Origin of the sequence: Streptomyces flavusporus, from assembly GCF_046267975.1 — a bacterium.
GTDB lineage: Bacteria > Actinomycetota > Actinomycetes > Streptomycetales > Streptomycetaceae > Streptomyces > Streptomyces flavusporus.
The window spans coordinates 8498585-8517967 of the sequence record NZ_CP176503.1 but is presented as its reverse complement, the minus strand read 5'-3'; the positions used below and the strand labels follow the sequence as shown (position 1 = coordinate 8517967).

The window sequence follows — 19383 nt, the reverse complement described above, 5'->3', positions numbered from 1 at the left end:
GTGTCAGTTCGAGTTGTTATTGACGAGTTTCCTCACGCTGGTCGCGACGAGCCGAACCTTTGCGAGGATCTCGCCGGTGGTCGCAGTCCAGGTGAAGGGTTTCGGGTTCTGGTTCCAGGAGTCGATGTAGTCGCGGATCTGTTTGACCAGGACGTGGACGCTGGAAAACGTGCCGCGACGGATCGACTGCCGGGTGATGACCCCGAACCAGATCTCGATCTGGTTCAACCAGGAAGAGCCGACGGGGGTGAAGTGGAAGTGCACGTGAGGGTTCTTCTCCAGCCACGCCGTCACGTCCGGGGTGGTGTGCGTGGACAGGTTGTCCAGCACGATATGGATCTCCTTGCCGGCGTGCGGCTTGACCGCCTTCTTCAGGAAAGCCAGGAAGTTCCTGCTGTTCCGGTTCGGCTTGCATTCGCCGAGCACCTCGCCGGTGGCGACATTCAGTGCGGCGAACAGGTTCGTGGTGCCGTGCCGCACGTAGTCGTGGGTGCGCTTCTCGGTGGCAGCGAAGGTCACGGGCAGCACCGGCTGGGTCCGGTCCAGCGCCTGCACCTGCGTCTTCTCGTCGACCGACAGAACGACAGCGCCCCCGGGCGGGTCCAGGTACAGCCCGACGATATCGGCGACCTTCTCCGCGAACGCCGGGTCTTTCGACAGTTTGAAGGTGCCCGACCGGTGCGGCTTCAGGTTCTCCTCCCGCCAGATGCGGGCGACATAGTGGAAGGAGACCCTGATGCCCTCGCGCCGCTTCAGATGATCGGCCAGCGTGCGCGTCGACCAGTGCGACAGGCCCGATTCCGGCGGCGGAGTCATCCTCGTCAGAGCGATCACCCGGCCGCGGGTCTGCGGCGGCACCTGCTCCTTTCCGCCCCCGCGCTTCTTTTCCACCAGGCCCGCCACTCCGCGCTCCGCGTACCGGGTCTTGGTGCGGTCCACCGTCCGGGCGGACACCCCCGCCAGTTCGGCGATGTCCTTGCGGCGGTGCCCCTCGCCCGCCCACAACACGATGCGGGCTCGCAGGGCCACATCCGCCGTCACGTGCCGGTCCGCCGCCAACGTCCGCAATTCTGCGGCCTGTTCTGAAGAGAGGTTCACGCAGTGTCCAACGAGTCAAAGAGCCTCAGGTGACACGAACCGGATCACGAGACACTAGCTGACGTCGTTGGGCGTCAGCCGTGCGGCGCAGCTGGTCGAGGGCATCCACCACTGTCCTGGCGTCGGAAAGCAGGACGCGTCCTGGCGCGGTGAGGCCCATCGTCTTGTTGCCCCGCTCGAACAGCCGCACCCCCAGCCGCTTCTCCAGATCCCGGATCTGCTGGCTGAGCGCGGACTGAGAGATAAACAGCCGTGCCGCAGCTCGCCCGAAATGAAGCTCCTCGCCCAGCACCAGCAGCAGACGCAGCTGGTGAAACACTGGGCTCCGTCGGCACTGCCGCCTCAGTCCAATTACCTGGGCCGCGGTTCGGGCCAGTGCCGCGCCCGCCCCACCCTCCAGCCCCTCTGCACCCGCCGCGTCCACGATCCGGGCCCTCGTGGTGTCACGTTGTTCGTTCCGTCTGCTCACCGCAGGGCTGACTGCGAAGAGAGGCGAGCACACCCTCTGACACGAAACAGGCATCAGGATCGGCCGTCGGTTCGGCGCCGAAGCACGGGTTTCAGCCCGACCCTCCTGGGCAACATCACGTCACTCCGCCGGGGGATACGTCGGACGATACTTTCGAGCGCGTCCGAGGCTTCCCGTCCGGCTGTCCGCCAGCCTCAGACCACCCTCGCACCCACACGGCGCTCGATATGCCCCCTCCTGTGCATCCGTGGATTGGACGGGCCGAACAATACGCGAGGGCGAATTCGACCCGTATTCGACCCGAGAGGTTTGTTCACCTACAAAACATGGGCTCTGATCTGCGGAAATGCAGAGCGGCAGACGAGTCGGGCTGTACGCCGGGGAAGATCACCGCAGCGCTATCACCTGCGCAAACATGCAGGATGGCCCCCTCCGCGGCTACTTTGATGGCTACTTACGTTTCCCGTCCTCGCTCCATGCCTTCGTGGTGGCGCCCCTGGCACAGCAACGAGGGGTCATAACGCAGACGCGCCAGCGCGACCCGGGAGCGTCCAACATGTGGACACTACCCGTGATGCGCGTCACATCCCCATAGTCGTCAGTGTTACAGGTGAGCATTTCCGCGCGAGGCGCTACCGGAACTCGGAGCACCAAGCTACGCCACGCTGCAATTCACCTCGAACGGCCTACCGCCAGACATCGGCTCACGTTTGGCCAAACGACAGACGGAGTAATCCCAATCCGCCCCCAAAGGAGGCCGACGGCTCTGCCCTGGGGCATGCCCGATGGCGGGACCAGGTCACGATTTCCGAGCGGCAACCACCCTCGGAGAGCAAAGGGTCACCCCTCCCGAAACGCCAAGTGGGCGGAAACGTGGGGTGACTTAGACTACTGGACCTTCGGTCGAACCGGAATTGACACCCAAGTCGCGTACCCGTCGTCATCGTCGCGGTACTGGCCGATGTCGTCGACCAGGCGGTGGACGATGAACAGACCCGGCTCCTCCTCCGGGTCAGGCAACCTTTGATCCATCTCCCCGACGGCGATCAGGACATGCTCCCCGTCGTATGAGACCCGGCCGCTCAGATCGACGCTGGCACGGTGCCGGGCGGTGATGTCGACGAGTTCGGTCAGCACAGCGAGCGCCGCTTCCCCGACAACGTTGGCATTGGGCGCGCCGGCGAGCAGCGCCGGCAACACCTTCGCAACGAAACCGCGGGCGCGGCGCATGCTCTGGACGGAGGTGTGCTCGGGGCCGAGACGGAACTCGATCGAGCTCTCAAGGTCGGGCAAGCCCAGCGGGGCGGCAGCGTCCGGCTTGACTGCGGCGAACAGCAGCCTGGAGGCCCAGAGTTGAGGCATGGCGTCGGAGATCGTCACAGTTGACCCGTCCCGTCGGATATCTCGTGGGCGAATGTTAGTTCGATTTACCTGAACGCGCTGGTTGACATCCTGTGACATGGAGAGAGGACCCATCGCCCTCCCGCGCGACCGCGAGCAGAGTGGACTGTGAGCCGAGTGCGGGGGATCCGATGCGGTCCACCGCCCAGGATCGCTCATGCCTGCCGCTCTCTCCTCAGTAGTGTGCTCTTCCGGGAATCGACCGCACGACGAGCCGGTGACGCCCAGCGACCTCCTGGAAGGCAGGCCCGGTGAAGCCCCACGGGCCCATGACCCAGAAGCGGAATGTGTGCACGCTGCGCACAATCTGTGATCATGCCTTCGGCGCCTAACTGTGTCAACTAAAGTACACAGAGACAAGATCGAAGAGAGCGAGACGGTACGTGGTTGAGTGCAGTCATCGGCCGGACGGCTTCCCGGCCATGCCCGGCAAGACCGGCGCGTGGTGAGCCCCAACCCTCCGTCGCTGGCAGACAAGCTCAAGGCCCTCATGACCAGCCGACGGGACACCAACGGCCGGGCACACACTTCACGGTCGCTGTCCGCCTCTGTCGACGCGCTTCCCGGCAATCACGTATCGGTCTCCCACGCCGCTGTCGCCAAACTGGCCAACGGGTCGCAGGACAACCCGACCGTCGCGACGATCATGGCCCTGTGCGAAGCTCTGGGCCGCGTACCGCCCGCACACCTGCTTCCTCACGACAGCTATGACGACCTTGACGCGCTGGAGGCATTCGAGGATCCGTCTGCGCGGCGTGTCCTAGCTCTCCTAAACGGGTTGCCCGAGGGTGAGTTGCGGAATGTCATTGCAGACTTGGAGCGCCGACGCGCTGACCTCGGCATGGCACCGGTGCCGCGCAGGGAGGCGGCCGAGAGGCCGGGCCGGCGTCAACGACGGCGTAGTAAGGACGAGGCCGCCCAATACGCGGCCGATGCATTGGAAGGGCTCTAAGTGGACGGCATAGTCTTCGGGATATGCACTGTGGCCGGCTTATTGGTCACCGCTCTCTGCACCAGGAGAGCTGTCGGCAACCCGCGCGTGTCGACCTGGTCTATCGCCGCCGCGTTCGGCATCTGCACCCTCGGCGTCTTCTTCGCCGTCCCCGTGGTCGCGCAGGCAACAGAGGACGCCACCGGTGTCGCCAACGTCGGCAAACTGATTGCCCACATCTGCGCGATCCTGTGGTGCGCCGCTCTCCAGATCACGATGGTGGACCTGACCTACCGTTCCGAGTACCTGCGCGCCGCGATGTTCCAGCGGGCCTTCGCGGCCATGGTGGAGCTGGCGGTCATGGTGCCGCTTTTCCTGGCGACGAACGAGCCGGACATGGAGTTCACCACCGCGTATGTCGACAACGAATCGGTGGCCGCATACCTGCTGATCTACCTGTCGTACGTCATGGTCACCTGCGGCGAGTTGGCCTTCATGTGCGGAAGGACCGCGCAGCGCAACTGGGGCATCCGGCCTTGGAGCGGTGCCGGCTACGCACTGTCCTCCATGGCCGCGACGCTCGGCATGGCGTACACCGTGTCCAAGGGCTCGTACATCATCTTCTACGTCCTGGGCGACCCGTGGTCGCTGGACGTCGAGGAGGTTGTGAGTCCCTCGTTGAGTGGCCTGGCCGTGCTGTTCCTCTTCCTGGGCTTGACGCTTCCCATGGTGGGCGCGCTGCGTGCGCGGGTTCGCCAGCGGAAGGAACCGGCCGGTAGCTGAGGCTGCCTCAACGTGAGCGTGGGCCGCCTGCAACCCGCATAGTGGTCCACGTTCATGTTGAGGCAGCCGGCGGCCGGAGAAACGGATGGCCGCGGAGCGCGCAGATCCGCGGCGCTTGTGGCGTCAGAACAGACCGGATTGCCCGGCGTCCTCGAGGGCCCGCCGCTGCTCCTCAGCGCGTTGCTGCGTCTCCTGCTGCCGCATGAGAGCCGCGAGTTGGGCCTGACGCGCTCCCTGTGCCGCTTTGCGGGCCTGCAGCTCCGCGGATGTCGCCCACCGCACCAACAGCTCGTGGTCGGCGAGCCCGGCCACGTCGCCGTCGACGTGACACTTCACGTACGGCTGCTCCAGCCGGTGACGGGCCTCGCGCTTGGTGGCGAACCAGTCCGGCCCGAACGCTCCGACGATGACGAGCAACGCCCCGGTGGCGTCGACGTGCTGTCGGGCGGCGAACCCGTCGGTCTCGTGCCGGGCGGGATGGCCGGCCTTCTGCGTGGCCTCGCCGAGCTCGAGGTCGACGAGCCCGCCTTCGACGAGGTGACGGCGGATCGTGTTGACGCGGGTGGCACGGGACACGGGGGCGGTTCCTTCCTTCGGGACGGGGCCGGTGCTCTCCGGCCCCAGGTGCAGACGGACGGGCCGCCCACGGCGCTGGGGCGGGCCGTGGACGGCTCGGAGGGGCCTACTAGGACGCGCGGGCCTCGATGACGCTGAGGACGTCGGGAGACCGCCGAACTGCCTGCCGTCCCAGCTCCCGCACCATGCGGATGCCGAGGGCATCGGCGACCTGACGAATGGTGGTGTCGTCGAACATGCCCAGCTCCGGCCAGTCGGCCTTGGCGGCGGCGATCTGCTCGTCAGTGAGGCGGTCGATGGTCCACGCCGACGGCGCCGTGCTGTCGATGACCCGGCACTTGGACATCTCCGCGTCGATCGTTCCGAAGTCCTCCACGATCTTCGCGGCGATGTCGTCTCGCTCCTCCATCAGCTCGACGTCCCACGCGAGTCCCTTGCCCTTGCGCTCCTCGGAGGAGTGCCGCGCGAGGCTGGTCTTCCACGCCTCGGTGTTCGCGCGCAGGTTGGCGAGCGGGGTGTTCAGGTCGGGCTTCACGTACATGGTGGTGTCCCTTCGTTCGGGTCGATGGCGGGGTGCTCACCCGCCGGTGGGCCCGGGGCGCCCGTGGTGGGCGCCCCGGAAGTCTGGTGGATCAGGCGGTCAGCGTGAGGAGCTGCCGGTGATCGGGGAGGGAGTTCAGCAGACGGTTCCGCCACGCCAGGGCGTAGCGCGGGCAGTTGCCGCAGTGCTTGTGCGTGCACCCGGGCATGGGGGCCCGCTTGGTGGCGTTCAGGCTCCACGCGAGGGAGTCCGAGGAGTAGAGCAGGTGGGAGGTCTCGCGGAGGCCGGTGACCTTGAAGCCGAACCCGTGGAGGCGGATGCCCATGGACCACAGGGTCTCGATGATCCGTACGGCCTCGTTCGTGGTCTGTCGACGGCACACGGAGCCGATGCCGACGACCGGCTCATACGTGAGGTCGACACCGGCCCGCTCGTACAGGTCCACACAGCGCAGGTAGTCGTCGAGGGTGAAGCCCTGGAGGACGGGCATCCACGGGAGATCCGCGTCCAAGCTCATGAGGTTGAGGAAGGACGCCACGGTCTTGTACTGGTGGCGCTCCACCGTCAGGCCGGTCTTCGCCAGGATCTCGTCCTCGCACATCCAGTCCTGAATCGCACAGACGTCCATCATCCCGATCTCGTCGTGGTACCGGCGCGCGGCCGCGGCGTACTCGTACGGGGTGACGGTCCACTGGCCGTACTTCGACAGCTCCGTGAAGCCGCCGCTGTCGAGCATCCACGGGGTGACGGAGCGCGGCAGTGTCTTGCGGCCGGAGAGACGGTGGTTCGCGACGCAGAGCGGGACGCAGTCCTCGCCGAACTCCGGCCGGGCGAGCCACGACGGCTGATGCGTGCCCAGGTACGTCACGCGGTCGACGTCGTCGTACGAGCGACGCCCGGGGTTCTTCGGGGCGGCCGGTCGCATGGCTGCACTGTTCTCGGCAGACACCGGAAGGTCGAAGAGGACGGCATAGGACATGCGGGATTCCTTCGTTCGGGACTCGTCGGCGGTGCTCTCCGCCAACACCCCAGATAGTACAGCAATGAGACTCGCGGGGAAGGGGCAACCCACAGAAAAGCGGGGACCACCCGGCCGGCGGCCCCCGCAGCACACCGCGGCGCTCAGCTCTCCTCGGCGCCGGCCTGCTTGTGCGCCTGCACCTTGCGGACCAGGTTGGCCATCTGCCACGGCGCCATGCCCATCTGCGCCAAGGTCGCCACCATCCCGCCCAGGGCACGCAGTTCGGGCCGCTTCTCCAGCTCCGCCGCGACCTGCTCCTCGGACAGCTCCCGGCCGATGCTCCACGCCTTCGGCGCACGCCGATCCGCCGTCGCCTGCTGGTCGAACTCGGCGAACCGCTCCGCCAGTTCGTAGCCCGCGGTCGCGCGCTCCTCGAGGGTCTTCACCTGCTCCCAGGTCTCTGCCCCGGGCGTCATCGGCTTCACCACCGCGGCGGCGAGCCCGCGCAGCGCCTCAAGCTCGGCGTCCAGGGTCGGAGCGGGCTTCCTGTCGGTCATCGTGTTCCTTCGCTCGTCGGATCGGTCGGCCACGGTGGTCGTGGGGACCTGGGGCGCGGGGCGGATCTGCTCGGCCGGCACGGGCCGGTCCCTGCATGCTGCGTAGCTGAGGTGGGTGCCTACTGGCATTACGTAGACGGTGCCGTTGGCGAGCGGCCAGCCGAGGATCGCCACGGGCCGGGCGGGCTCCCCCTCCTTCTGCTTCCACATCGCTCGGGAGCCCACGGGGTGGCGCTCGGCGAACTCGGGAGCTGTCAACGGCATGCCGACCAGTCTCCGGCCGCGCTCGGTGATGCGCAGGGAGTTTCCACGCTCCCAGCGGTCCGCGACAGGCACGGGGCGGCCGTCGCTGTCCTGGAGGACGGCAAGACCGTCGCGGACCAGGGCGAGCATGTCACTGTGCCCGGTCGTGCCCGGCAAGCTGCCCGTCTCGGGGTTGGCGCGCGCCAGGAGGGAGAAACGGCCCAGCGGCGCAAGCGCGGCACGTCCCTCGGCGGTGAGGAACCGGCCCCCGGCCGCCGCGTCGGTGCGCGCCCAGGTCTCCGGGATGTTGTTGAGCACGCGCTGATTGGCGCCATCGGGCAGTTGGCCGTCCGCGTCGACGGCGGCGAGCATCACGCGGCGCTGTCCCGGCGTGAGCTTGTCGGTGGTGTAGTCGGCGGTGGTGAACACGGACACGGGTCTTCTCTCCGGGGTCGAGGGGGAACGGCGGGGCCGGGGCGCATCGGGCACCCCGGCTGGGCAGGCGGCTACGGGTGCCGCGGGCGGCCCATGCGCTCCTCGCGGGGGAGCAGCGAGCGGTCGACCGGCGGGCGGGGCACCGGACGGCCGTACGCCCCGAAGCGCAGTGCGGACTCCCCCCGCTCCACGCGCGCCTTGAGCCACGGCGCGGAGCGGCGCTCCCCATACCGGTACGAGCGGGCGAGGCAGGCGCGGGCGGCGCCGACGGTGCTGCTCATCGACCGGATGCTCGCGGGGCGGGGACGGCGGTCGGTCCAGCGGGGAGAGCGGGCCTTGCGGGCACGGTGGGCGCGGATCGTGGCGTGCATGGTGAAGTCCTCGAGGTCAGTGGAGCGGTCGGGGTGGCGTACGGCCGGGGCGCGTTGGGGGCGCCCCGGCGGCGGGAGCTGCTACGCGGCGGCGCGGGCCTGCCGGGCGGCGTGCGACTCGGCGCAGCCTCCGCAATCGGGGAGGCCGAGGATCATCCAGCTGTCGGGGCGCCGGATCTCCCCGTTGTGCCGGTACCAGGAGGCGAGCTGCCATTCCTGCCCGCACAGGGTGCGGCGGCCCAGCTTGGTGGGGTTGGGCAGGTGCCGGGTCCTCGCGGAGTGCGTACGGACGTAGACCGGCTCACCGGTCTGCGGGTCGGGCCCGGGGTGCTCGCCCTCGTCCCACTCCAGCGCGGCCGCCCAGCACGCGGTCACGGTGCGGGTGCCGTCGTACAGGTACGCGGCGCGACGGGCGACAGAATCACGGCGCACGGTGGGCAGTGCGAAGAACCTGGCCCGCCTCTTGGCGAACCCCGGGGCCTTATTGCCGCCGGGACCGTCCGCCGCGTGCAGGTCGGCGATTGCCTCGGCCGCGTCCTCCTTCGAGGGGTAGAAGCCGACGATGCCGCCGCGGTTGCGGCACTTCGAGGACCAGGCGGCGAACCCGCCGCGTGCCAGCTTGGCCGGGGACTCGTCGAAGACGACGCCGATCATCTCGCCATCCAGTTCCACGTTCAGCTTCATCTCGCCACGGCGCGGGGAGTCGGGGGTGACGGTGAGGCCGGCGCGCATGGGGTGCACCTGGGGCTCCTCGACGGCGACCGGTTCGACGGTGGACGCCTGCACGGTGGGCGTCTCGTCCTCGACGACCGTCGCCGCGGTGGCCTCGTAGCGCTTGGCGTACGGGTTGGACGACCGGGGCGCCTTCACGGCCTTCGCGTACGTCTCCTGCGAGCTGTAGCCGAAGTGCACCAACCCCTTGCCCAAGTCCCCCCACGTGATCCAGCGGATCGGGCGGCCGCCCTTGGTGAAGGTGACTTCCTCGTTGGTCTCGGGGTGGATGGTGCGGTACGTCGTCTTGGTGCGGGCCATGGCGCGGACTCCTGGTGTGCGGAAGAAGGTTGGGGGAGGGTGCCGGGGCGCGGCGGTGAACGTCGCGCCCCGGCCGGTGGGGGGCGCTACGCGGTGCGGGGAAGGCCACCGCGCAGCCGTACGTGATCGGTCACCGCGGCATGTCCGGTCCGATGCACGTGCACTCCGCGCGTCGGGCGAGCAACGTGCGTGTCTCCGTCCAGGCGTTGTCCCGCTCGCTCGTGAGGGCCTTGTGCCGGGCGTTGCGCTCCTCCGGGTGGGCGGCCCAGTAGCGAACCTCGGAGCGGTTGCCGGTCATCGAGTGCAGCGCGTTGTGGGCTCGCAGCTCGGCCTGCTCGGCGCGGTAGATGGCACGCGCGGTGATCCACGCGAAGCAGGTGGGGGCCTCGGGCTCCTGCATCCAGGAGCGGCGGCACTCCGGGTAGGTGGGGCGCTCGGTGACAGCGGCGGCGTTGGCGACGGTGGCAGTGGACATGGGGCTCCTCGGGAAGCGTGTGGCAAGTGGGGGCGGAGGCCGGAGCACAGCAGGTGCCGCGCCCCGGCCGTGAGAGACCGGACCGGTCAGATGACGTCGGTGACGTCGTAGAAGCTGGCCACGCCGCGCGTGAACCGCTCGGGGGTGAGCTGAAGCCGCGTGTGCCGGACTTCGTCGCGCACGGCCTTCTCGTACGACAGCTCCGCCATGGCGCCCGTCTCGTGGTCGCTGGCCCAGTACCGCAGGACCGACCAGTAGTCGACGCCGTACCGGGTGCGCTGAGTTACCGGGTCGATGTACTCGACGAACCGGATGATCAGGACCGGCTTACCGTCCGCGCCGTTCACGACGGACTCTCGCTTGCCCTTCCCGCCGAGGATGTTGAAGCGGTAGACGTCAGCCTGTTCGCTGGGGACGTCGGTGGGGGCGCTGGAGTTCAGCACGGTGCGCATCGGCCCGTACTGCGCGGTGAGCTGTGCCAGGGGCTTGATAGCCAGGACAGCGTTCATCGGCGGTGTTCCTTCCTTCGGGACATTGGCGGTGCTCTCCGCCAACACGGAAGACAGTACAGCAATGAGACTCACGTGTGTAGTACCCCCATCGATACAAGGGGAACGCGTGCGCGAGTCTCATTGCTGGATCATCAGTCATGCGATGAGCGTGACGCCCCCGATGGTCTTCGCCCGCCGGATGAGTACGGTCCCGCCCGTACGGCGCTTCGGGCCCGGCTCCGGCAGCTCCCGCACCGGCGTGCCCATGGTCCCGTCCCGGCCCGTGAGCTGAGTGAACCGCTCCTCGAACCTCGGGCGCTGCTTGTCGTGCACCCCGGCCGGCGCCGCCACCAGGTACGCGGACGCCGTGGGGTAGCTATCGCCCGCGGTCATGTAGTGCGCCCGCTCGATCCCGGAGTGTTCACCCCGCTCGAGCCGCATGTCGTATGCGACGGCCAGGGCCCGCACGTACGCCTCGGCCTCCGCCCGGGTCCCCTCGAACACGGTGCGCACGGACCGCCACGCTTGGCTCTTCGTCGTCTTCCCCCGGCACGAGTCCCAGTAGCCGGAGCACCACGGCTCGAACCGGCCCGCGGGATGCCCCTGGACGCACTCCTCCGTACGAGCCTGACGGCACCACCAGCGGGGCGTCCGGCAGTTACCGCCGTGCCACTGGCGGCACTCCGCCGTGCGGGCGGCGAAGTAGATCCGGCGGACCTCGTAGACCGCGTGCGGGGCCTGATCCAGCGACAGCGCGAACGCGTCGAGCACCGCGGTGTTCCGCCCGTCGTCCGTGAGCCGCTTCCGCAGCGACGTCGTCCCGTACAGGGCTACGCGCTCGTTCAGGGCCTGGGAGACGTACTCCATGCGCAACACATCGGCCGCGACGTGCGGGTGAGTCCTCAGCCGCTCCTCGTGGGCGTCCCGCGAGGCACAGACGCCACTGAACGGGCACTGCGCGCAGTACGACTTACGGATGGGCTCCCCGAGCTGCGCCAGGGCGTACGCCTCCACCGCGGCCCGGTCCATCTTGGCCAGGATGAGCGGGTAGTGCGGCTCACAGATCGTTCGACCAGCCTCCGCGTTCAGGCGCCGCTGAATGCTCGTGTCCTTCTCCGCCCGGCCCATCTCGCCCGCGTGGTAGCCGATCACTCGCCGGAAACTCGACGTGCCGAACTCATGGATGGCCCACGCGTCCAGGCACCAGCCCTTGAACTTGATGGAGCACGTCCTCCGCCCGTTCGCCATCTGGGGGACGGTCCCGGCCGCACGCAGCTCGTCAGACAGTCTCCACGGTCCCTGAGCGAAGATCTGGCGCGGCTGCCGGGAGTCGTCCAGGATCACCACCCCGTCGGCGTCCTCCGGCCCCCCGCGGGCTATCTGAACCAGCCGAACCCGAGCCCGGCGCAGCAACGGCAACACCAACCGGTCGACGTAGCTCAGGGAATCGGGCCACTCGTCCCCGGTGACCGCGTGCACCACCACCAGGTCCGACAGGTCCGCCCTCAGCCCGTACTTCTCCGGGGCCGTGAGGAACATCAGCAGGATCGCCGTCGAGTCCGCGCCCAGCCCATGCGACAGCACCGTGATGCCGGACCGGCGGAAGGTGGCCGGCACAGCCGCGGAGCGAGCAGAAGCGGGCACGGGAAGATCGAACAGAGCAGGCGCAGACACGGGCGTTCCTTCGGAGATCCGGCGACGGCCGGGAGTAGGGGAGCTGAGAGACGTGCGGGATCAGCGGCGGCGCAGCAACCGGGCCAGCAGGGTCCGAAGAGACTGGACACGCCCGCGCCGCTCGTACGCCCGGACCATCGCGGCGACGTCGGCCGGGTCCGGCGAGTTGTGCCAGATCACCTTGATGACCAGGGCCTGACGCAGCTCCCCCTCCGGACGGTCCATCAGCAGCACCGCCCCGTACCGGTCGGGCTTCCACAGCAGCCAGACGTGATCCGTCTCGGAGCTGCGCTCGAACTCCCCGGTGCGCATGGTCGGCGGGAGACCCAACAGGCGGGCCACCTCGTCGGCGAACGACTCGAACGTGTACGGCGACGGCGCGGCGGCGGACAGGTGGGAGTGGAGCCAGGACGGCAGCAGAGACATGGGGCTGGAACCTTCCTCGGAGCGGCGAACGGACCACGGCGGGCCCGGACGCCAAGAGCGGGGGCAACAGGACAGACAGGCGGGGTTATGGGACTTCTGGGACCGTCCACACGCGCGCGGGCGCGTATGGGCCCGTGGGGCGCCGCCCGACCCCTCCGGCCGGGCGGCGCCGGGACGAGTCAGGGACGGCGGTCGAGGACGTACTCAACGGGGACGGCGACGCGGAACATGCGGCCGAACATGCGGCGGGTGTTCTCGGCGGCGTCCTCGCGGCCGTCCCGCTTGCGGAACTTCAGGACGATCGGCGGGTGCGCGGGGGCGTGCCCGATGGGCGAGTTCAGTCCGGCGGTGATCGTCGCGGTGACGGTCCATCCGGTGCCGGAGTCGCTGCGGCAGTGCACGCGCACGGTGGACGTGCCGGTGGCGACGGCGGACAGTTCCTCGGGCGTGGCGTCGACGGCGTTGTACGCCAGGGCCGCGACGCGGATCTCCTCGGCCGTGCCGGGCATGTCCGTGCCGTGCATCCGGTGCGCGCGGGGGGCGACGGCCAGGATCACCGCGCGGGCCCGCTCGACGGCGGCGCGCGCCTGGTCGTGGGCGGCGTTGCGGGCGGTGAGGGTGTGGGCGGTGCGCAGCGCTTCCCACGCTTCCTCGACGTCCGCGCGGGTCTCGACGATCTCGAGGTGGTGCTCCGGGGCGGAGATCTTCCCCAGGGTGAGCAGGTGGCGGTCGAGGTTGGCGAGGTCGCGGGGCGCACCGCCCAGGGAGGCGTGCACGGTCGATTCGTACGCGGCCAGGGCGGCGTACAAGGGCGTGGTGTCGGGCGCGGCCGGAGCGGTCTCCTCGGCGGGGGCGGGGCGCTCCTCGACGGCGGCCGGGCGCGGCATGCGCCACAGGCGGATGGAGACCGGCTTGCAGCCCTGCAGGCGGCGGGTCTGCTGACGGTGGGAGAGGCTGACGGAGATGGCTTTCGTCAGGGCCGGGTCCCAGCCGCGCGGGTCGTCGTCGCCGCCCTCGGTGATCTCGTCGCGCAGCGCTTGAACCGCGTCGGTGGTCATGTGGTGGAGCTGTTCGCGGATGGCCCAGTACCGCTCATCCTCGGTGAAGATGACCCGGACGCGTTCGGACTCGGCGCGCTTGCGGATGATGCGGCGCACCATCTCCTTGTTCGCCTTGCCCTGCTCCTTGTCGGCGTCGCGGCTCATGACGGCGTCGACGAGGTCGTGGGTGATGACGCGGCCGTTGTGCTCCCTGGCAGCGATGAAGATCTGCAGCGCCATCCAGTCGGCGCGCTCCGTGGCAGTGATCACCGGGTGTTCCTTCGTTCGGGACGTCCCGGTTGCTCTCCGGGACTGTGTGGTGGGGCGGTGCGCCCTGCGCCCGTTCCGGCGTGTGCCGGCCTCGAGGGCGGGGCGCACCGCCCGCCGGGGGTGGCGGGCGGTGCGGGTGCTGGTCAGTGCGCGTTGTGCTGTTCGGCGGTGACCTCGTTCAGGACGTGCACGGTCATGGGCGACCGCTTGATGACGGGGAGGGTGAGCAGCCGGGCGCGCTCCTCGGGGCTGAGCTTTTCGGCCCACTGTCGGGCACCCCGGTACTGCTGGCGTGCGAAGTAGTCGCTGAGGCCACGCCGGACGTAGGCGGCGATCAGGGGCTCGGGGGCGTCGGTGGGCTTGGCGAGAGACACGGACATGGCGACTTCCTTCGTTCGGGACTGCCCCGGTTGCTCTCCAGGGCGCGGTGTGAACCGCTGAGAGAACAGTACAGCAATGCGACTCTAGGGCAACAGGAGCCCTGTAAAAATCTGTAAACGTGCAGGTGAAGCGGCATGCTTGCTCTGAGGTCGGTCTCATGGCTGTACTTTTCCGTGTCGGCTGTGTACGTTCTGGAGCCCCGCCACCCGGCGGCCCGGGGTCGAGCAACCCCGGGAGTCCCGAACGAAGGATCACCACCATGCGCATGCCGCGCCTTCTCGCCCGTCGCCCCCGTCCCGCCGCACTCCTGACCGCTGGACTGGCTACCGCACTCCTCGGTGCCGCCGCCGCTCTCGGCCCCACCGCGGACGCCGACATCCCCGCCGCGACGCCCAAGGCGCACCCCGCCGCGACCGTCACCGTGGACACGGCCGACCTGGTCGCCGCATACAACGGCGGATGGATGGCGGGCGTGGCCGCCCTCGGCGACGGCTCCAAGCCCACGTATCCGGACGTCGTCGCCGACGGCAGCGCCCCGGGCACGGTCGCTTGGATGGACGGCTGGACCGACGGGCAGGCCGATGCCCTCGGCGACGACAACCGGGACGGCGTCGTCGACGAGGATGAATCCGGCTGGGACTGCCACACCATGGGCAACCGCAAGTGCGGCCCCACGGTGCCCGCCCAGTGCCTTGGAGAACTCGACTTCGCCGACCTGTGCGCGACGGTAGCGGAGCGCCCCGCGTACGCCTGGACGGACGCCGACGGCACCCCGCACTCCGTGGCGGCCGGGCGGGAGCTGCTGACCCGCATCACGGCTGTCCCGGGCACCGAGGAGTTCGCCGCCGCCCTCTTCGCGCTCGACACCCAGTGGGCACAGCACAACGAGGACTGACCGCCCGCCGTCCCCGGCCGGGGGCGCACTGCTCGTGCCCCCGGCCCGGCCCCGGACAGGAGACCGCTGTGACCGCCACCAAGCTCCCCGGGCGCAACTGGCTACGCATGGCGCCCGCCAACTTCGACCGCGACGCCCCAGACGCCCCGGACACTGTGGACCGCCCCGTCCCCGCCGTCCCCGACGAGTGCGGCACCGCGCCTCTGTTCGGGGAGGACCCGGCGGCCGTGCGCACCCCTGACGCCCGTATGCCGGCCGCGACGTTCCCCGAGCAAGCTGACACCCTTTTCTAGGCCGCGAGAACAGTGCAGCCGTGAGACCTCCGGCGCACACCGCGAACCGTGTCGATCTGTGTCTCACCTGCGAGATCTTCGATTCTTTCCGGGATCTTATAGCGCCCCGAAGTCTCATTGCTGTACTATCAAGGGGTTGGCGGAGAGCACCGCCAACAAGTCCCGAACGAAGGATCACCACCATGGCTTCTGTCGCCGCCCGCCGCGTACTCCGTGACCGCGTCCGCGCCAACCGCGCCGCCTCCACCCAGCGCCGCACCGTCGCCCAGGCCACCCGCCGTGTCCGCACCGGCGCCCGCTCCCTGGTCACCCACATCATCGCCACCGGTGCCGACCGCAAGACCGTTGAAGGCGTCGCTGACGCCCTGCGCACCGTCGCGAAGAAGAAGGGCGTCAAGGGCCGCCGCGCCCGCATTCGCCGCTCCTTCAACGGCGCCCGGAACATCGTCAAGACCGTCTACCGGTACACCCGCGCCCAGGTCGCGCAGATCGCCGCGCAGTACAAGCCGCGCAAGGCCGAGTACAAGGCCGTCCGCGCCGCGCTGATCGCCGCCTGACAGGCCCCCTGACCGCCGGGGCGCGGCCCTTCCCCCCCGCCGCGCCCCGGCACCCCACAACACCCTTCACGCCCCGGAGACGGAGACACCCATGCCTGCCACGCCCAACGCCCTCGCCGCCGCACACCGCGCCAACACCATCGCCACCATCGCCCGGACCCGCGCCGCCTCCCCCGCGCCCGTGCCGAGCGCTGAGGGCCGCGCCGCCCTGCTGGAGATCGCCGCCCTGCTGGAGGCCGCCGCTCACTCGCTCCAGACCGAGGAACCCGGCACCTGGGACGGCATCGTGATCACGAACACGATGGACTGGGACGCCTCGCACGCGCTCCGCACCGCCGACGAGATCGCCGCCGCCCACCCCGCCATCGGCTTTCCGCCCCTGTTCAGCCAGTACGTCACCGCCCCCGTGTACGGCAACGAGGTCGACCTGCCCACGTCACTGCTCCCCGGCGGCTCCGTGCTGATCGCCCGGGAAGGGGACCTGTTCGCCCGCCTCCACGCGATCCACGGCCACCTGCGGCTCATGCCCCCGGCCCGGGACACGACCGCGCTCCTGGAAGGCGCGTTCGCCCTGCACTGGAAGCACACGCTCCTCGCCGCCTCCGAAGCGGTCGCCGCCGACCGCCCGTGCAACCGGCCCGCCGTCCCCGCCGCCGTCGAGATCGCGACCCCGGGCACCACCATGGCGCTGCGCCGCGCTCACGAGGCGTACGGCCCGACCGTGACGTACGGGCTCACTCACCGGCGCCTGCCCTGCCACATCAGCGACCAGGGAGTCACGCACACCGCCGTCCGCATGGTCTCCCACCTCGGCGCCACCATCGCCACCTGCGACGACGACAGCCACCGCAACGCCGCCGCCGTCGCCGCCCGGGAGCTGTACGACTCCCACGGCTGACACCCACCCCGCCGGGCAGGGCGCGACGCAAGCCGCGCTCGCCCGGCCTACTCCCCGGCGAGAGCACGCCGGGCCCGCCCGAACGAAGGGACACCGATCGTGAACCTGCTGGCCATTCACACACACGTCGCCGACACCGGCGGACAACCGGCCGGATGCACGTGCCCCCGCTCCGCGTGCGGCGGCACCGAGTCCGGACCCGGGGTGCTGGCGTCCGGATGCACCGCCAACCACGGCACCATCACCATCACCCACCACCGCGCATTCGACTGCCCTGCGCTTCCCGCCGACACCGACCTGTCCCGCCTGTGGATCCTGGTCACGAAGTGGACCGCGGACGGGCCGGTCATGCTCCGCGCTTACCAGTTCGACCGCGTCCTTCTGGCCGACCTGCGCGGCAGTTCCGCCCTGTGGGACGTCTCCGAGGGTGGCACCGCCGAGGACGCCGCCCGCGCGTGGCAGGACCACATCGACGCCATGCGCGCCGACGCCGCCCGCCGACAGGCCGAAGAGGTCGCCGAGGCGCGGCACCGTGGCCGACTGCGGGAGCAGTCGCTCGCCGCGCTCCGCCGCTCCTCCCGCAGTTTCGCCCGCCGCGCCCTCGCCCAGGACGACGGCCTGTAGACCGTCGCGCCCCGGGGCCTGGACGTACGAGCCGCCCCGGGGCCTGGACGTACGAGCCGCCCCGGGGCGCGACGCAAGCACCCCCCGCATGACCACATCACCCGGCCGGAGAGCACCGCGCCGGAACACCCCGAACGAAGGAACACCGCCGTGACCCTGTCCGCCGTCACCCACGCCGAGATGGCCGCGCCGCTCGCCGCACTCCTGCCCGCCCGCCGCGGCGACGCCTGGACCGTCGGCGAAGCCCCGTACGCGATCCGGCCGCACGCCGCGACGTCCCGGCTCACGAACGGCCGTCACACCCTGTTCGTCGTCGAGCAGGCGGACCGCATCGCGGTGTACGCCGACCGGCCCGGCCTGTTCCCCAGCACTCCCGACGTGGTGGTCGACGCGACCGACCCGGCCCCCGCGCTCACCCTCGCCGCCCGCGTGCTGCGCTCTGTCCTCCCCGACCTCGACCGTGACCAGGCCCGAAAGACCGGCCGCACGAAGGGGTGGGACCAGGTCCTCTCCGACCGCGCGGGAGAGCTGGTGGAAGTCGGCTTCGCGGTGATCGACCACGGCGGGCACGCCGTCCCGGCCGAGGGCGTGAACGGGCCCGGCCTGATGTGGACGGCCAGCACGGGCGGCACCTGGGGCCTGTGGGTGTACGGCCTGAACCGGGACGTGGTCCTGACCTACGAAGGGCCCGTGAGCGGCCTGTACGGCTTCTTGCCTGCCGTGACCACCCCGTACGCCGGGCACGCCGAGGACCACGCCGGGAGCGCCTTCACGCGCAACCTGACCGATCGGCTCCCGCAGCTCCGCCCGGTCGACGACAGCGAGGTCCAGTTCGGCGCCCGCCGCGAGCCCTCTGGCTGGATCGCGCTCCCCGCCGCCGACGAGCCGACCGACCCCGCCGACGACGACCAGCGCGTGGTCGCCGAGATCAGCAGCCTCGGCGTCGACCTGCTCCTCACCACCGTCGCGTACCTGGTCTGACCCCCTCCCGCCCAGCCGCGCCCCCGACTGCTCCCGGGGGCGCGGCCCCACTCCCGAAAGGCCCCCCGCCATGACCCCGCCCGTCACCGCCCCCGCCCGCCCCACCTGCCCCGCCCAGACCCTCGCCGGACGCGTCGCCGCCCTGCTGCCCGAGCGGGCCGGCACACAGTGGACGGTCGAGCCCTACGCCCCGTGGTGGACCGTCCGGTACCCCGCCGCCCGCCTGGTGCAGGGTGGCCGCGCCCTGGTCCTGGTCGCTCGTACCTGGGACACACAGATCGGCTGGCAGCTCCCCGACCGTGAGCCGACCCGCCCCGACCTCCACCTCGAGAGCATGAGCCCGGCCGTCATCGCGCGGGAGGTGCTGCGCCTGGTGCTGCCCGTCCTCGACGACGAGGCCGCCGGGCGCGCCGACGCAGACGGGCCGCGGGTGATGGGACGCCTGGAGCTGCTGAACGAGATCGGGCACGCGATGCGCCTGCAGGGCGTGGCGACGTACAACCGGATCGGTCTCCTGGCGAACACGTCCACCCTCGCGTGGGCCGCGCCGTCGGGCGCCCGGTACTCCGTCACCCTCCACGGCACGAACCCCGTGGCCGACGTCCAGATACAGGGCCCGGTGCGCGCCGTCGAGAAGGCCGTGACCTGCTGCCTGCCCCCGGCCGCTGACGTGCGCCCGGAGATCCCCCGCGTCCGCGGCCGTCTGCAGCGCCGCCTGGCCGCCGTCCTCGCCCGGCACGGGCACGTCGAGCAGACCGACCAGGGCGGACTCGCGTTCAGCACCGGCCCCGGCCCCGGCCCTTACGGCTACACCACCCCGGCCGCCGACGCCCAGGCCCGCGCACACGACACGACCCCGGCGTCCATCGACCTCCACGGCATCGGCGCGGACTTCCTGATCTCGCTGGCCCCGCAGCTCTGCCGCTGACCCGCCCCGGCGCCCCGAGGCCGGCCTCCCCCCTGCCCGTTCCCTTCCGCGC

At 70.3% G+C, this 19383-nt stretch carries 24 protein-coding genes; 9 read left to right on the top strand and 15 right to left on the bottom strand.

Annotated elements, in window-relative coordinates; genetic code table 11:
• Nucleotides 1-3: 3 nt before the first annotated feature.
• The 3 genes from ACKTSN_RS40140 to ACKTSN_RS40130 all read right to left on the bottom strand — a co-directional run bounded on the left by ACKTSN_RS40140 (nucleotide 4) and on the right by ACKTSN_RS40130 (nucleotide 3028).
• Nucleotides 4-1098, bottom strand: coding sequence for an IS630 family transposase (locus ACKTSN_RS40140; RefSeq protein ID WP_409473568.1), 1095 nt, complete (start codon nucleotides 1096-1098; stop codon nucleotides 4-6).
• A gap of 25 nt (nucleotides 1099-1123) precedes the next feature.
• Nucleotides 1124-1417 (bottom strand): LysR family transcriptional regulator, encoded by a 294-nt coding sequence (locus tag ACKTSN_RS40135; RefSeq protein WP_409473567.1) that lies wholly within the window; start codon nucleotides 1415-1417, stop codon nucleotides 1124-1126.
• Nucleotides 1418-2455: 1038 nt separating this feature from the next.
• Nucleotides 2456-3028, bottom strand: coding sequence for a hypothetical protein (locus ACKTSN_RS40130; RefSeq protein WP_409473566.1), 573 nt, complete (start codon nucleotides 3026-3028; stop codon nucleotides 2456-2458).
• A 382-nt stretch (nucleotides 3029-3410) separates the two neighbouring features.
• Here ACKTSN_RS40130 and ACKTSN_RS40125 point away from each other — a divergent pair, with 382 nt between their 5' ends.
• Nucleotides 3411-3920, top strand: coding sequence for a hypothetical protein (locus ACKTSN_RS40125; protein WP_409473565.1), 510 nt, complete (start codon nucleotides 3411-3413; stop codon nucleotides 3918-3920).
• A gap of 87 nt (nucleotides 3921-4007) precedes the next feature.
• Entirely contained in the window at nucleotides 4008-4682 is a 675-nt protein-coding gene (locus ACKTSN_RS40120; RefSeq protein WP_409473564.1) for a hypothetical protein, read from the top strand.
• 123 nt (nucleotides 4683-4805) lie between these two features.
• Here the strand turns inward: ACKTSN_RS40120 and ACKTSN_RS40115 are convergent, their stop codons facing one another.
• From ACKTSN_RS40115 to ACKTSN_RS40060, 12 genes are all read right to left on the bottom strand, one after another.
• Nucleotides 4806-5258 carry a hypothetical protein gene (locus ACKTSN_RS40115; RefSeq protein WP_409473563.1) on the bottom strand — a complete coding sequence of 151 codons (453 nt, stop codon included), beginning with the start codon at nucleotides 5256-5258 and terminating at the stop codon, nucleotides 4806-4808.
• A 109-nt stretch (nucleotides 5259-5367) separates the two neighbouring features.
• The gene (locus tag ACKTSN_RS40110; protein ID WP_409473562.1) at nucleotides 5368-5799 is read right to left on the bottom strand and encodes a hypothetical protein; all 432 of its coding nucleotides are present in this window, start codon (nucleotides 5797-5799) and stop codon (nucleotides 5368-5370) included.
• Nucleotides 5800-5890: 91 nt separating this feature from the next.
• Nucleotides 5891-6778, bottom strand: a complete 888-nt coding sequence (locus tag ACKTSN_RS40105; RefSeq protein WP_409473561.1) for a DUF7221 family queuine tRNA-ribosyltransferase-like protein — start codon at nucleotides 6776-6778, stop codon at nucleotides 5891-5893.
• A 143-nt stretch (nucleotides 6779-6921) separates the two neighbouring features.
• Nucleotides 6922-7995, bottom strand: a complete 1074-nt coding sequence (locus tag ACKTSN_RS40100; RefSeq protein ID WP_409473560.1) for a hypothetical protein — start codon at nucleotides 7993-7995, stop codon at nucleotides 6922-6924.
• A gap of 71 nt (nucleotides 7996-8066) precedes the next feature.
• The gene (locus ACKTSN_RS40095; RefSeq protein WP_409473559.1) at nucleotides 8067-8366 is read right to left on the bottom strand and encodes a hypothetical protein; all 300 of its coding nucleotides are present in this window, start codon (nucleotides 8364-8366) and stop codon (nucleotides 8067-8069) included.
• An 81-nt stretch (nucleotides 8367-8447) separates the two neighbouring features.
• Nucleotides 8448-9398 carry a hypothetical protein gene (locus ACKTSN_RS40090; RefSeq protein ID WP_409473558.1) on the bottom strand — a complete coding sequence of 317 codons (951 nt, stop codon included), beginning with the start codon at nucleotides 9396-9398 and terminating at the stop codon, nucleotides 8448-8450.
• A 130-nt stretch (nucleotides 9399-9528) separates the two neighbouring features.
• A complete protein-coding gene (locus tag ACKTSN_RS40085; RefSeq protein WP_409473557.1) occupies nucleotides 9529-9873 on the bottom strand; it encodes a hypothetical protein in 345 nt (114 codons plus the stop codon).
• Between the two features lie 86 nt (nucleotides 9874-9959).
• Nucleotides 9960-10382, bottom strand: a complete 423-nt coding sequence (locus ACKTSN_RS40080; RefSeq protein WP_409473556.1) for a hypothetical protein — start codon at nucleotides 10380-10382, stop codon at nucleotides 9960-9962.
• Nucleotides 10383-10520: 138 nt separating this feature from the next.
• Nucleotides 10521-12008: a hypothetical protein gene (locus ACKTSN_RS40075; RefSeq protein WP_409473555.1), complete on the bottom strand. Its 1488-nt coding sequence runs from the start codon at nucleotides 12006-12008 to the stop codon at nucleotides 10521-10523.
• A 90-nt stretch (nucleotides 12009-12098) separates the two neighbouring features.
• Nucleotides 12099-12464 carry a hypothetical protein gene (locus tag ACKTSN_RS40070; RefSeq protein ID WP_409473554.1) on the bottom strand — a complete coding sequence of 122 codons (366 nt, stop codon included), beginning with the start codon at nucleotides 12462-12464 and terminating at the stop codon, nucleotides 12099-12101.
• A 179-nt stretch (nucleotides 12465-12643) separates the two neighbouring features.
• On the bottom strand, nucleotides 12644-13774 hold the full coding sequence (locus tag ACKTSN_RS40065) for a hypothetical protein (protein WP_409473553.1): 1131 nt from the start codon (nucleotides 13772-13774) through the stop codon (nucleotides 12644-12646).
• A gap of 143 nt (nucleotides 13775-13917) precedes the next feature.
• Nucleotides 13918-14154, bottom strand: a complete 237-nt coding sequence (locus tag ACKTSN_RS40060) for a hypothetical protein (RefSeq protein ID WP_409473552.1) — start codon at nucleotides 14152-14154, stop codon at nucleotides 13918-13920.
• Between the two features lie 260 nt (nucleotides 14155-14414).
• On the opposite strand from ACKTSN_RS40060, the gene ACKTSN_RS40055 reads away from it, so the two are divergent.
• The 7 genes from ACKTSN_RS40055 to ACKTSN_RS40025 all read left to right on the top strand — a co-directional run bounded on the left by ACKTSN_RS40055 (nucleotide 14415) and on the right by ACKTSN_RS40025 (nucleotide 19331).
• Nucleotides 14415-15050, top strand: a complete 636-nt coding sequence (locus ACKTSN_RS40055) for a hypothetical protein (RefSeq protein WP_409473551.1) — start codon at nucleotides 14415-14417, stop codon at nucleotides 15048-15050.
• 68 nt (nucleotides 15051-15118) lie between these two features.
• Entirely contained in the window at nucleotides 15119-15343 is a 225-nt protein-coding gene (locus ACKTSN_RS40050) for a hypothetical protein (protein ID WP_409473550.1), read from the top strand.
• A gap of 182 nt (nucleotides 15344-15525) precedes the next feature.
• Nucleotides 15526-15900 (top strand): hypothetical protein, encoded by a 375-nt coding sequence (locus ACKTSN_RS40045; protein WP_409473549.1) that lies wholly within the window; start codon nucleotides 15526-15528, stop codon nucleotides 15898-15900.
• Between the two features lie 91 nt (nucleotides 15901-15991).
• Nucleotides 15992-16798, top strand: a complete 807-nt coding sequence (locus tag ACKTSN_RS40040; protein WP_409473548.1) for a hypothetical protein — start codon at nucleotides 15992-15994, stop codon at nucleotides 16796-16798.
• A gap of 99 nt (nucleotides 16799-16897) precedes the next feature.
• Nucleotides 16898-17422 (top strand): hypothetical protein, encoded by a 525-nt coding sequence (locus ACKTSN_RS40035; RefSeq protein ID WP_409473547.1) that lies wholly within the window; start codon nucleotides 16898-16900, stop codon nucleotides 17420-17422.
• A 150-nt stretch (nucleotides 17423-17572) separates the two neighbouring features.
• Complete coding sequence (locus tag ACKTSN_RS40030; RefSeq protein ID WP_409473546.1) at nucleotides 17573-18403, top strand: hypothetical protein; 831 nt, start codon at nucleotides 17573-17575, stop codon at nucleotides 18401-18403.
• Between the two features lie 70 nt (nucleotides 18404-18473).
• Nucleotides 18474-19331, top strand: a complete 858-nt coding sequence (locus tag ACKTSN_RS40025) for a hypothetical protein (protein WP_409473545.1) — start codon at nucleotides 18474-18476, stop codon at nucleotides 19329-19331.
• Nucleotides 19332-19383 lie beyond the last annotated feature (52 nt).

Bases quoted from the DNA above. Each gene is read 5' to 3' on its own strand.
- ACKTSN_RS40090 (WP_409473558.1), bottom strand. From the start codon at position 9,398: ATGGCCCGCACCAAGACGACGTACCGCACCATCCACCCCGAGACCAAC.
- ACKTSN_RS40095 (WP_409473559.1), bottom strand. From the start codon at position 8,366: ATGCACGCCACGATCCGCGCCCACCGTGCCCGCAAGGCCCGCTCTCCC.
- ACKTSN_RS40105 (WP_409473561.1), bottom strand. From the start codon at position 6,778: ATGTCCTATGCCGTCCTCTTCGACCTTCCGGTGTCTGCCGAGAACAGT.
- ACKTSN_RS40070 (WP_409473554.1), bottom strand. From the start codon at position 12,464: ATGTCTCTGCTGCCGTCCTGGCTCCACTCCCACCTGTCCGCCGCCGCG.
- ACKTSN_RS40080 (WP_409473556.1), bottom strand. From the start codon at position 10,382: ATGAACGCTGTCCTGGCTATCAAGCCCCTGGCACAGCTCACCGCGCAG.
- ACKTSN_RS40085 (WP_409473557.1), bottom strand. From the start codon at position 9,873: ATGTCCACTGCCACCGTCGCCAACGCCGCCGCTGTCACCGAGCGCCCC.
- ACKTSN_RS40045 (WP_409473549.1), top strand. From the start codon at position 15,526: ATGGCTTCTGTCGCCGCCCGCCGCGTACTCCGTGACCGCGTCCGCGCC.
- ACKTSN_RS40040 (WP_409473548.1), top strand. From the start codon at position 15,992: ATGCCTGCCACGCCCAACGCCCTCGCCGCCGCACACCGCGCCAACACC.
- ACKTSN_RS40130 (WP_409473566.1), bottom strand. From the start codon at position 3,028: ATGTCACAGGATGTCAACCAGCGCGTTCAGGTAAATCGAACTAACATT.
- ACKTSN_RS40060 (WP_409473552.1), bottom strand. From the start codon at position 14,154: ATGTCCGTGTCTCTCGCCAAGCCCACCGACGCCCCCGAGCCCCTGATC.
- ACKTSN_RS40025 (WP_409473545.1), top strand. From the start codon at position 18,474: ATGACCCCGCCCGTCACCGCCCCCGCCCGCCCCACCTGCCCCGCCCAG.
- ACKTSN_RS40055 (WP_409473551.1), top strand. From the start codon at position 14,415: ATGCGCATGCCGCGCCTTCTCGCCCGTCGCCCCCGTCCCGCCGCACTC.
- ACKTSN_RS40110 (WP_409473562.1), bottom strand. From the start codon at position 5,799: ATGTACGTGAAGCCCGACCTGAACACCCCGCTCGCCAACCTGCGCGCG.